We start from the raw sequence: 12,091 nt of genomic DNA on the forward strand, positions 1-12,091 counted from the left end.
TGAGGAGCCTTTATTCTGTTTCAAGGAGCTGTTTTACCAAGGAGCTGGTTATCAGAGCCTCTGTTCGACGGGTTTAGCCGTTAAACAGAGTAGGGGGATTAAGCCTCTGCCGTCACTTTATCGCTGCTCATCTTTTTAAGAGCTGCGTAACCAAAGCCTGTTACTGCTGTACCAGCTGCAATCGCCACTAGGTACATAAGCACTGGAGAGATAGCACCAGGAATCAGTAGTACAAACAAGCCGCCGTGTGGAGCCATAAGCTGAGCACCAAACATCATTGATAGAGCACCAGTTAGTGCACCACCGGCCATACAAGCTGGGATAACACGCATTGGATCTTTCGCTGCGAATGGAATTGCACCTTCAGAGATGAAACATAGACCAAGAACGAATGATGCTTTACCTGCTTCACGCTCGCCTGCTTCAAACTTGTCTTTCACTAGGAAAGTCGCAAGGCCCATACCGAGAGCTGGAACCATACCTGCTGCCATGATTGCAGCCATTGGTGCGTAAGTTTGCGAAGCCAGTAGACCAACACCGAACGTGTAAGCTGCTTTGTTTACTGGACCACCAAGGTCGAAACACATCATTGCGCCTAGAATCACACCCAGAAGAATCGCGTTAGACGTTCCCATGTTGTTTAGGAAAGTCGTCATTGCGCTCATCACGCCAGAAACAGGGCCACCCACGATGTAAACCATCACAAGACCAGTGAACAAACTCGCGATAAACGGAATGATCAGGATTGGCTTGAGGGCTTCCATGGACTGTGGAAGTTGAACTTTGTCGGCAATGAATTTCGCTGCGTAACCGGCAATGAAACCCGCTGCGATACCACCAAGGAAACCTGCGCCTGTTGAGCTAGCCAACATACCGCCAATTAGACCTGGAGCCAGACCCGGACGGTCAGCAATTGAGAATGCAATGAAACCAGCAAGAACAGGAATCATCAGTGCGAACGCAGAACCACCACCGATAGTCATCAATGCTGCTGCCAGTGTGCCTTCTTCTTTAAACGCTTCGATACCGAATACGAAAGAGAGTGCGATGATCAAACCACCCGCAACAACCACAGGAAGCATGTGCGATACACCTGTCATTAGGTGCTTGTACACGCCTTTCTTCTCGTCAGCAGGCGCTGAATTAGAAGACGCTGTGTGTTGGTATGGTTTAGCTTCTGCGAATGCTTTTTCCATCTCTTGCTTTGTTTTCTTCAAAGCAGGACTTGTTGTTGTTTTGTATAGCGCTTTGCCGTTAAAACGATCCAGAGGAACGTCGATGTCGGCTGCGATGATAACCAGATCAGCGTCTGCGATTTCTTGGTCTGTCAGTTGGTTTTTCGCACCTACAGAGCCGCGAGTTTCCACTTTGATTTGGTGACCTAGGCGTTTGCCTTCTGCTTCAAGCGCTTCAGCTGCCATAAAGGTATGTGCAACGCCAGTTGGGCAAGCCGTAATCGCTACGATTTTTTTGCTGCCTGTGCTTGCTGTTGTAGAAGAGTTTGGAGAAGTGCCAGTCACTTCCACTGTAGTCTCAACTTGAGAAGCGTCTAGTACTGTTGCTTCTGCTGCCGCTTTCTCTAGAAATGCTTTTGCATCCGCAGTGCATTCAGAGATAGCCGCTTGGTACACTTTCTTACCGACAAAGCGCGCTTTATCAACGTTGGTGTTAGCTGCGATAACCACAACGTCGCTGCTGTCGATAGTGTCTTGCGATACGGTTGAGTCTGGTAGCACGCTTGATTGGCATTCAATAGCGGCGTTCCAACCCAGTGCTTTTGTCGCTTGCTCTAACAAGCCTGCGGCGATGATGCTGTTTGCTACGCCACTAGGGCAAGCTGTGATAATGGTAATATTCATAATAAACCTTTTGTCCTATTTGCTTGTGTCTAACTGGCTAGTTGGAGCACTAAGCGACTGTAATTGGATATTTTGTAGTACTGAATCCAGCTCTTGTTGGCTGGTGATGCCCACGCCTACCTGTGAAACTGCTAGAGCAGATAGGGCAGTGGCGAATTTAATAAGTTCTGGTTTTGGCATCTGTTGCATGTGACCCCAACACAGGCCAGCAACTAAGGTGTCACCTGCGCCTACTGTGCTTACCACTTGCATACGCGGTGGCTGAGCATGTAGCCATTCACCTTGGTTTAGCCACATCACGCCTTCTGCGCCAAGTGATACCACGATGTTATCGATGCCTTTTTCACTCAGAACTTGGCCTGCATGTTGGCATTGGTCACGTGTTGTCAGTTCGGCATTGAATAGCTGAGACAGCTCTTCATCGTTTGGCTTAATTAACCAAGGTTGTGCATTGATACCGGCTTTAAGTGCGTCACGGCTGCTGTCGAACAGCACCTTTTTACCTAGGTCACGCAAGCGTTGTACCCAAGAAGCGCAAAGCTCTGGCGATACACCTTGTGGCAAGCTGCCTGCAATCACGAAGTAATCGTGTGTTTCAGCCAGTTCTAACAAGGTTTCTTCAAACGCTTTAATCGCGTCAGCATTAACAGGAACACCTGGGAAGTTGATGTCGCTTACTTGGCCTGAATTCTCTACCAGTTTTACGTTGATGCGAGTTGCACCGTCGACACGGATGAAGCGGTCAGTTGCGCCCATCTGTTCGAACAGTTGGCAGAAGGCTTCTTCGTTATTGCGACCAAGGAAACCTGTTACGGTCACTTTCGCGCCAAGCTCTGAAAGTACTTTTGCTACGTTTACGCCTTTGCCTGCCGCATGTAGAGAGCCTTTGTTCACTAGGCTCACTGAACCCACGTTAAGTGCGTCGATAGCGCCAGTTAGGTCGAGAGCAGGGTTTAGCGTAACGGTAACGGCTTTGATTTGTTTATCAGACATATCTATTCCTTAACCTTCACCAAGGCCTGAAGCGATAGCTTTACCAATCGATTCAAGTGCTTGTGCTGCATCTTCACCTTCAGCTACAAACTGAAGCTGGTGGCCGTGTTTAACGCCAAGTGCGATTACTTTCATCAAGCTCTTCGCGTTCACTTCTTTTCCGTCGCCATCTAGGTTTGAAACGCGGATAGTTGATTCAAACTTCTTCGCTTCAGCGACTAGCATTGCTCCTGGGCGAGCGTGTAGGCCGTGCGCGTTTTTGATTTTGAATACAGCGCAGTTGTCATCGTCTTGAGAGGCTGTAGAAACCGCTTCACCTTTTAGAAGACCAATTACTTGTGCAATGTCAGCGGTTAACAGTTGTTGCTGTTTACCTTCGAAAACCATCTTGCTTAGGTTTGCCAGAATAGATTGGTGTGCGCTGTTACAAGCGGCGAATGCGACCAATGCTTTCACTGGTGTGCCTTCGTACTCACAGTGGTTTGCTGTTGAAACAAACGATACGCCAGTGCGAGTTACGCCTTTATCGCTGCCCAACAACCACAGGCCTTGGCCTAGGTGAGTCGGTGTTTTTGTTACTAGGTCAGCAACGAACGCGTTGTCAGTACAACCTGTGTTCTTAAGTAGGCCGCCCGCAACAGCAGACATTTGAACCATGTCGCTCGCAGGGAACAGTAGCTGAACTAAAGAAGCGTCTAGGTCTGCTTCTAGTTGAACTTCGCCGTTAAGTAGGGCGATGATTTCGTCTTCTGATTTCGCTTGCTTTAATTTCTCTTCAACACCGTCTGCTGCTAGCACTTTCGTTAGTTGCTTTAGAATGCCTAAGTGCTCGTCAGATTTCGCTGCAATACCAATTGCTACGTAAACACGGTTGCCGTCTGCCCAATCAATACCTTCAGGGAAGTGGTGTACCGCAACGCCTGTCTCTTTTACTAGGCCACGAGTGTCAGTGGTTCCGTGAGGAATCGCGATGCCGTTACCTAGGAACGTAGAGTTCTGGTTTTCACGGTTCAGCATTCCTTCAACGTAGCCAGAGTCAACTAAGCCTTTCGCGGTAAGGTCGCCAGCAATGTTTTGGATTGCTTTGAATTTGTCATCGGCCGTTTGACCAAGAGTGATGTCAGATTTTGATAATTTAAGCATGGTGCCTCTTTAGCGTATCGCTTGAGAATTTGTGTATCGCTACGATTCAGTCTAGAGCAAGATTCATGGAGCTTAACTCTTTGCCTTATGCTTGCTGAATCGGTTCAGCATTCAGTGTAAAAAAATTCAGCAAAGCCGATTTTGGTTTTCAAAATAGTTTTGCTGCGCGTCGTAATTTCAGTTTCGTTAATAACGAGAAGTTGAATCACAACAAATGACGCTCAATCCATACAAAAGGATGATTGAAGTCACTTTTCAGATTTTGCTGAATCCTTTCAGCTTTTATACTGAATCGATTCAGCATATAATTCAACTAATCCGAGGATCAGATCATTGGTTATATGATCCTACGCACAAAATACAGGTCACCCATATGACACTTGATGAAATTGCTAAATTGGCTGGAGTATCGAAAACCACGGCCAGTTATGTCATCAACGGCAAGGCGCAGAAATACAGAATCAGTGAAAAGACTCAGCAGAAAGTGATGGCGGTTGTGGAAGAGTATAACTACCGACCAGACCACGCTGCTTCGTCGCTGCGTGCTGGTAATAGCCGTTCATTTGGTTTGATTATTCCTGATCTGGAAAACAGCAGTTACGCGCGTTTAGCAAAATTGATAGAGCAGAACTCACGTAAAGTCGGCTACCAAATCTTGATTGGCTGTTCAGATGATGACGCTGAAACTGAACGTAAAGTAGCCGAAGCTTTGGTAAGTCGTCGTATTGATGCCTTGTTGGTGGCTAGCTCAATGCCAGACGCCAACGAGTTCTACTTAAAGCTGCAAAACTCAGGAACGCCTGTGATTGCAATTGACCGTCCGTTAGACGATGAGCATTTTGCTTGTGTGATCAGTGAAGATTTCGAAGCCGCGTTTGAACTGACGCACTCGATTCTAGATGACAGCATTCACAGTGTTGGTTTAATCGGCGCGTTACCTGACCTGAACATTTCGCGTGAACGTCAGTTGGGTTTTGAAGCGGCGAATAAAGCACATACTCAACAAACAGGGCTAACAGAAAATAAGCCGATGGTTGTGGGTTATGGTGAGCACTTTGACCGAGAATCTGGACGCGAGATTTTTGAGGACTGGATTGCAAAAGGCACCGTTCCAGATGCGATCGTCACTATGTCTTACACCTTGTTAGAGGGTGTGTTGGATGTGATGGTTGAAAAGCCAGAGCTGATCAATCAAGTAAAACTGGCGACCTTTGGTGATAATCGACTGCTCGACTTCTTGCCTTTTAAAGTCCATTCACTGCCACAGCAATTCGAAGTGATTGCTGATAGTGCTTTTGCTTTGGCGTTAAATGCATCCGCTAAGCGTTACCAAGCTGGCATTGAACTCGTGCCAAGAAGCTTAGTGAAACGAGGCTAATTCCAGTTAATTTACACAAGCTAGGTTAGACTTGGAATTAACTCGAGCTAAGCAATAAGCCCAATTCTACAATGGCGACAATGCCGAGCAACAAAGCCAACACCTTCCAAAACTGGATTGGGTTTCGGTTTATCAAAGGTTGCTTGGCTTTGCTTTTGACCAAGCTTTTGTTTGGCGTATAAAGGTCAGCGACAAAATCCCCTAACACTTGGTGGCGTTCGCTTGGTGATTCCGCGCAGGCTTTTTGTAACACCAAATCCACCCAGTTTGGTAAGTCAGTTCGTTTCTGAGTGATGGGTTGGTATTCCCACTGATGATGACGAGATTGCTTAAGCGATTGTGCGGTCATTTCAGAGTAGGGCAATTCACCGGTTAGCATCTCATAGCCGATCACAGCGATAGAGAACAGATCAGAGCTTGTGGTCGCCGTGTTATGTTTGATGGTCTCTGGCGCAATGTAATTGACCGCGCCTAATGGAGTGTCGTCTTTGTCTGCGAGCTCTCCTTCTTCAAGTCCTCTCACTAATACAGCGCCGAGGTCGATGATTTTTATCTCACCATCACGTTGAAGCATGATGTTCTCGGGCTTTAAATCTCGGTGCACCATGTCGGCACGTTGTAATACGCGAATGCCTTGCGTGATCTTTTCTAATATTTCGCGCACTTCATTGAGTGACGGTTTTGGATTGTCGTACATCCATTGTCTTAGCGTGATGCCTTCAACCCACTCGCAGATTTGATATAAAAATTGCGAATGTTCTGGCGTCGGGTAAACCTTCATTACCTTCTTATTGTTCAGCAAGATGCCCGCCCATTGTTCATTAAAGAAAGCTCGGAGTTGCGACGGGCTATCGTGATATTGAACGGAAGGGACTTTTAGCACGAACTCGGTTTGTGTCTCTTTTTGCATCACACGATACACATGGCTTCTTGAACCCGCATACAACACCTCAAGCACCATAAAGTTGTCGATGCTTTGGCCAAGTTTTAGCGCTGGTGGAATCGCGCGTTTAGCCAGTTTTTCATGGAACTCAATCAGCGACGGCTTAGGTAGGTGGCTCACTTGCACAATCAAGCAGCTCACGTTGTCTGAACTGTTGTGGCTTAAAGCGGTGTTACAGATCGTTTGTGCGGCGTATTCGAAATCCACTTCAGGTCTATCGATGTGTTCTTTGAAAGTATTGGGAGCAACAAATTCATGCACGCCGTCAGAGGTCAGGATAAAGCAGTCGTCTTTCTTGATAGGCAGGGTTTGATAGTCAACGTTGAGTTGGTTATCCATACCTAAGGCGCGTGTTAGATAATGCTTCTGCCCCATAGTTTTACGTGTGTGGTCGCGTGTCAGTTGGCGTAATTCTCCATCTCTTAATAGGTAAACTCGACTGTCACCGACATGGAATATATGCGCAGTGTTCGATTTCAATATCACGCTGCTAAAGGTAGAAACGAGCGCATTATGGTTAACTTGCTGTGCGGGATGAATATTAGAAACAGACGTGTTGAAGAGCCAAGAGTTGAGCGAGGTTAGGACTTTTTGCGCTGAACGCTGAATGCTCCAGCTATTTGGCGTGGCGTAATAGTCGTCGATAAACTGCATCACGCTGGTGTGACTGGCTTTCTGGCCGTGTTCACTGCAACTCGCGCCGTCTGCTATGCAGGCGACACTGCCTTTCAACTCTTGCTCAGCACGAGTCTTCGGGTGTTTTACAATGATGGCGTCTTGGTTTTCATCACGTATGCCTTTATTCGAATAACCACCAAACTTGAGTGCGAGCTGGTTGCTTGATTCCGGCGTGACGACTTGCCCTTGGCTGAATGAAATTGTCATAACTGGTCTTCTTAACTGGCTGTCTTCTCATTTGCTTGAGAGCACATCTGAGGAAGAACAAAAGCCCTAGTGAACCTAGAGCCTTTGAACGTAGTCCCAAAGTGGTGAAACACACCTTGGTACCACTCCCGATTCAATAATATCAATGCTTCATAGCACTGAGACTAATTTGAAACATTAATCAGCGTGACACTGCCGTCGTCATTCACTTCAGCAATTTGGCCGTTAGGCTCTTCCATGAACATCAGAGTAACGAAGCCTAGTACCGCTGTTCCTGCAATCACTAAGAAGAAGGTTTGGTAACTTACGAATGAAAGCACCGTGAGGTAAACCACCGCACCCACGTTACCGTAAGCACCCGTCATACCTGCAATTTGACCTGTCATACGACGTTTAATCAGAGGTACTGTTGCAAACACCGCACCTTCACCGGCCTGTACGAAGAAAGAACACGCCATTGCAGCAACAACCGCTAGCCATACTGGCCATGTGCTATCTACTTGACCCATTGCAAAGTAACCTACGGCAAGACCAATCGTTAGAATAAGCAGTGTTGGTTTACGACCGAATTTGTCGGAAATCCAACCGCCACCTGGGCGAGACATTAGGTTCATAAAGGCATAAGCCGATGCAACCATACCCGCAAGAACCGGCGTTAATTCAAAGGTTTCAGAGAAGAACAGTGGCAGCATAGAAACAACAGCCAGTTCAGAACCAAATGTCGCGAAATACAACACGTTCAACACAGCAACTTGCTTGAATTTGTATCTGTGAATTTCTGGTACTTCTTCTTTGAATACGTTCTTATTTACCTTCCAAACTTGCGACACTTCGTACACGTAAAGTGCGGCTAAACCTGCATACACTGAATACACCGCCATGTCAGACAACATGTTGATGTTGCTCGGTGATAGCTTCCATGTCAGTAGCGCTAAAGCGGCATACATCGGGATCTTCATAATGAGTAGGAAGAAAAAGTCACCCTTTGATGTCACTTCCATTGCCGTTACTTGAGCTGGCTTGAAGTAAGTCGAACCTTTTGGTGTATCCGATACGTTTTTGTAGAAGACAAACGAGAACGCTAAGCTCATAAGGCCAGTAATACCAACCGCATAACGCCAGCCGTCTTCACCACCAAACGCTAGAGCGAGAGTTGGAAGTGTGAACGCTGCTGCTGCTGAACCGAAGTTACCCCAGCCGCCGTAAATACCTTCAGCCGTACCCAGTTCATTGTGTGGGAACCATTCAGACACAAGGCGAATGCCGACAACGAAGCCTGCACCGATGAAGCCTAATAGGAAACGAGCAATCGCCGCTTGAATGAAAGAGTCTGCCATAGCAAACATAAAACAAGGGATTGAACAGACCGCGAGTAGCGAAGAGTAGACTAACCTTGGGCCGTATCGGTCGGTTAACATACCAATCGCGACACGTGCCGGAATGGTCAATGCAACGTTGAGAATAAGGAGTGTTTTGATTTCCTCAGTTGAAAGGCCAAGTGAGGTTTTCACCATTTGCAGTAGTGGGGCAAAGTTGAACCACACGACAAAGGTGATAAAAAAGGCCATCCAACTTAGGTGTAAGGTTTTCATCTTACCCGTAAATGAAAGCAGCGAAAATTTTGTATTATCCATGGTTTAAATCCTTTAAATCTGGAAGATTACCGGGCTTTAGCTTGTGCGTTACTTCCGAAATTCGAACGCATTCATGTGGCTAAACCCTGTGCCGAAATTGCTCACGCTGATAAAGCGTTTACATGATGATGTCGGCGTTTAGTTAACTGGCGATAGCAAGCGGTGCGAGAACCTGAACCTGTTCTCCTTGCTTGCGAACTTCAAATTTCACGAGCTTGAGTTCTGGTTGTTCAAGGCACGTGCCAGTTTCTAAGTGGTAATGCTGCTTGTATAAGGGTGAGGCGACGTAAGGCTCACCGCTTAATGAACCAATGATACCACGTGACATTACATTCGCCTTGCCAACAGGATCGTAATTAGAGAGTCCATAAAGCGTGTCACTGCGCTTACAGTAAAAAATAGCCACTTGGTTATCGTCTACTTTGGCGCAAATACCACCGTTTGGGGTTAGGTCGCGGGTGCTGCATACGGTTGTCCAATTTTTCATGACTTTCTCCTAGTCAAAACATAAAACTAATAATCAATTCAATTAGGGTGATAGCCGACAGCAGTTTTCTTGGGCTGCGCCGCTGTCGACTATCGATATTGGGTTGAGTTGTCACTGATTCACTCACCAGCAATTCGGCTTACGAAACTTCCGTGACTTCTATTTGGTCTGCGTTGGTTAGCATTTGATCTCGTTGTGAATCTGAAGAAGAGCTCAAGCTCGGCTTAGGAAAACGCTGCTCTCGTTCTTTAATGAATGACAGGCTAGTGTCCATCTCTTCGCTGTTAATGTAGTGCTGGAAGCGTTTCATCTTTTCAGGGTTTTCGATGGTGGTTTTCCATTCACATTGGTATTTTTCGATGTTGAGGGCGATGTCAGCTTCAAGTTCTTCAGCAACATTGAGCTTGTCTTCAATCACGACTTGCTTGAGGTATTCGATGCCACCTTCAAGGTTCTCCATCCATACTGATGTGCGTTGTAGGCGGTCTGCGGTACGTGTGTAGAACATCAGAATGCGGTCGATGTATTGCAGAAGAGTTGTTTCATCAAGGTCGGTAGCAAAAAGGTCACCGTGGCGAGGACGCATACCGCCGTTACCACAGATGTAGAGGTTCCAACCTTTGTCGGTGGCGATAATGCCAAAGTCTTTTGATTGGGCTTCTGCACATTCGCGTGTACAGCCAGAAACCGCAAACTTGATCTTGTGTGGTGAGCGTAAGCCTTTGTAGCGGTTTTCTAGTCGAATCGCTAAGCCAACACTGTCGTCGACGCCGTATCGACACCAAGTGCTACCCACACACGATTTCACGGTACGTACCGATTTACCGTAGGCATGGCCCGTTTCAAAACCTGCATCAATCAGCTTTTTCCAGATGATTGGCAGTTCGTTAAGTTGCGCGCCAAACAAGTCGACACGTTGACCACCGGTGATCTTGGTATAAAGGTCGAACTCTTTAGCGACTTCACCAAGCACAATCAGTCTATCGGGTGTGATTTCACCGCCAGCAATACGCGGAACCACAGAGTAGGTGCCGTCTTTCTGCATGTTGCCAAGGTAGATGTCATTGGTGTCTTGCAGTTCGATATGTTGATCTTCGAGGATGTAATCGTTCCAGTAAGAAGCCAAAATTGAACCGACTGCTGGCTTACACACGGTACAACCTAATCCGTTTCCGTGAGAATCTAGCAACTCATCAAAGGTCTTAATCTTGTTGACTCGAATGATGTCAGTCAGCTCTTGGCGAGAATAGGCAAAGTGCTCACAGATATCGTTAGAAACCTCGACACCCAAGTTACTCAGTTCGCTATCAAGAACCTGTTTAGCAAGGGCAGAACAACCGCCACAACCAGTCGAAGCGTTGGTGGTTTCTTTCAGTGCCGCCATAGTGGTGCAGCCAGCAGATACCGCGTCTTTAATGTCGCCTTTTGTCACATCGAAACATGAACAAATCACAGCGCTATCAGGCAGAGCTTCAACACCCATTGCAGAGCCTGAATCATCCGCGACATTAGGTAGAATCAGTACTGATGGGTTTTCAGGAAGAGGCATGTCATTTTGTTTGATTTGCAGTAGCGAACCGTAAGCCTCTGCATCACCCACCAATACCGCACCGACAATCTTCTTGCCATCAGCCGATATGATCAGGCGTTTGTAAACCTGTTCGATTTCATCGTTATAGGTATACGATTGAGCGCCTTCGGTTTGGCCGTGTACTTCGCCAATACTGGCCACATCAACACCCAGCAGTTTGAGCTTGGTACTCATGTCGGCACCAGTAAACGCAGCGTCGCTCGTTCCGTCCGATAAGATATGCGAAGCCGCGATTTTCGCCATGGAATAACCAGGGGCGACTAAGCCGAAGATTTTATTGTCCCAAAGCGCACATTCACCAATCGCATACACGTTGTCGATGTTGGTTTGGCAGTGATCGTCAATCACAATGCCTCCACGCTCGCCAATGGCAATATCAGAGCTACGAGCTAGGGCATCTTGAGGGCGAATACCCGCAGAGAATACGATCATATCGGTTTCAAGATGGGTACCGTCGGCGAAGTTCATACGGTAGCGAGCGTTCTCACCCGCGACTATCTCAGAGGTTGCCTTCTCGGTGTGAACTTGCACGCCAAGGTCTTCAATCTTTCTGCGCAGTAGGGCACCGCCACCGTCATCTAATTGAACAGCCATTAGGCGAGGTGCAAATTCAACAACATGGGTTTCCAAGCCAAGGTTTTTGACTGCGTTTGCGGCTTCTAAGCCAAGCAGGCCACCACCGATCACCACGCCAGATTTGCTGCCTTTACTAGATAGTTCAATGGCGTCTAGATCTTCGATGGTGCGATAAACGTGGCAGTGTTCTTGGTCGTTACCGGGAATAGGGGGAACAAAAGGGAATGAACCGGTCGCCAGAATCAATGTGTCATAACTCTCGGTATGTCCCGATTCAGTCACAACGCACTTATTTTCAGTATCTAGTTGAGCGACTCTCGCGTTGAGAAGGTAATTGACGCCATTGCTTTGGTAATACTCTTCGCTGGTTAATGCCAAGTCATCAGCATTTCCGCGCTTGAAGTAAGCCGTTAGCTGAACTCGGTCATAGGCTAACCTTGGTTCTTCACTAAAAGTAATCACATCAAACTCATCACTGTCTGATTGCAGGATGTTGTCGATAAATTTGTGTCCAACCATGCCGTTACCAACAACGACGATTTTCTTCTTGCTCATAATCCATTCCTTATTCTCGGCGTCACCATCACTAGCATCTAATTTCT

General features: G+C 47.0%; 8 protein-coding genes. 1 reads left to right on the top strand and 7 read right to left on the bottom strand.

Translation table 11 applies throughout. The annotated features are described in order from the left end of the window. Positions 1-98: 98 nt before the first annotated feature. From fruA to fruB, 3 genes are read right to left on the bottom strand one after another with little or no spacing between them, the layout of a single operon-like run. Positions 99-1,859, bottom strand: coding sequence for a PTS fructose transporter subunit IIBC (fruA, locus tag QWZ07_RS00805; RefSeq protein ID WP_192853893.1), 1,761 nt, complete (start codon positions 1,857-1,859; stop codon positions 99-101). A gap of 15 nt (positions 1,860-1,874) precedes the next feature. Next, complete coding sequence (gene pfkB / locus QWZ07_RS00810; protein ID WP_004730293.1) at positions 1,875-2,852, bottom strand: 1-phosphofructokinase; 978 nt, start codon at positions 2,850-2,852, stop codon at positions 1,875-1,877. 9 nt (positions 2,853-2,861) lie between these two features. Continuing rightward, positions 2,862-3,995 (bottom strand): fused PTS fructose transporter subunit IIA/HPr protein, encoded by a 1,134-nt coding sequence (fruB, locus tag QWZ07_RS00815; protein ID WP_004730295.1) that lies wholly within the window; start codon positions 3,993-3,995, stop codon positions 2,862-2,864. 373 nt (positions 3,996-4,368) lie between these two features. Here fruB and cra point away from each other — a divergent pair, with 373 nt between their 5' ends. After that, positions 4,369-5,373, top strand: a complete 1,005-nt coding sequence (cra, locus tag QWZ07_RS00820) for a catabolite repressor/activator (protein ID WP_192853891.1) — start codon at positions 4,369-4,371, stop codon at positions 5,371-5,373. A gap of 37 nt (positions 5,374-5,410) precedes the next feature. Here cra and QWZ07_RS00825 read toward each other — a convergent pair whose 3' ends face one another. From QWZ07_RS00825 to nirB, 4 genes are all read right to left on the bottom strand, one after another. Next, positions 5,411-7,201 carry a bifunctional protein-serine/threonine kinase/phosphatase gene (locus tag QWZ07_RS00825; RefSeq protein ID WP_192853890.1) on the bottom strand — a complete coding sequence of 597 codons (1,791 nt, stop codon included), beginning with the start codon at positions 7,199-7,201 and terminating at the stop codon, positions 5,411-5,413. 164 nt (positions 7,202-7,365) lie between these two features. Beyond that, entirely contained in the window at positions 7,366-8,835 is a 1,470-nt protein-coding gene (locus tag QWZ07_RS00830) for a NarK family nitrate/nitrite MFS transporter (RefSeq protein WP_192853888.1), read from the bottom strand. Between the two features lie 142 nt (positions 8,836-8,977). Continuing rightward, positions 8,978-9,322 (bottom strand): nitrite reductase small subunit NirD, encoded by a 345-nt coding sequence (gene nirD / locus QWZ07_RS00835; protein WP_192853886.1) that lies wholly within the window; start codon positions 9,320-9,322, stop codon positions 8,978-8,980. 139 nt (positions 9,323-9,461) lie between these two features. Then, positions 9,462-12,044 (bottom strand): nitrite reductase large subunit NirB, encoded by a 2,583-nt coding sequence (gene nirB, locus QWZ07_RS00840; protein WP_192853884.1) that lies wholly within the window; start codon positions 12,042-12,044, stop codon positions 9,462-9,464. Positions 12,045-12,091 lie beyond the last annotated feature (47 nt).

Origin of the sequence: Vibrio lentus (assembly GCF_030409755.1) — a bacterium.
GTDB classification, from domain to species: domain Bacteria; phylum Pseudomonadota; class Gammaproteobacteria; order Enterobacterales; family Vibrionaceae; genus Vibrio; species Vibrio lentus.

What these genes read in the sequence shown, in the direction of transcription:
- QWZ07_RS00825 (WP_192853890.1), bottom strand. Translation starts at nt 7,201, where the DNA reads ATGACAATTTCATTCAGCCAAGGGCAAGTCGTCACGCCGGAATCAAGC.
- fruB (WP_004730295.1), bottom strand. Translation starts at nt 3,995, where the DNA reads ATGCTTAAATTATCAAAATCTGACATCACTCTTGGTCAAACGGCCGAT.
- fruA (WP_192853893.1), bottom strand. Translation starts at nt 1,859, where the DNA reads ATGAATATTACCATTATCACAGCTTGCCCTAGTGGCGTAGCAAACAGC.
- QWZ07_RS00830 (WP_192853888.1), bottom strand. Translation starts at nt 8,835, where the DNA reads ATGGATAATACAAAATTTTCGCTGCTTTCATTTACGGGTAAGATGAAA.
- cra (WP_192853891.1), top strand. Translation starts at nt 4,369, where the DNA reads ATGACACTTGATGAAATTGCTAAATTGGCTGGAGTATCGAAAACCACG.
- pfkB (WP_004730293.1), bottom strand. Translation starts at nt 2,852, where the DNA reads ATGTCTGATAAACAAATCAAAGCCGTTACCGTTACGCTAAACCCTGCT.
- nirB (WP_192853884.1), bottom strand. Translation starts at nt 12,044, where the DNA reads ATGAGCAAGAAGAAAATCGTCGTTGTTGGTAACGGCATGGTTGGACAC.
- nirD (WP_192853886.1), bottom strand. Translation starts at nt 9,322, where the DNA reads ATGAAAAATTGGACAACCGTATGCAGCACCCGCGACCTAACCCCAAAC.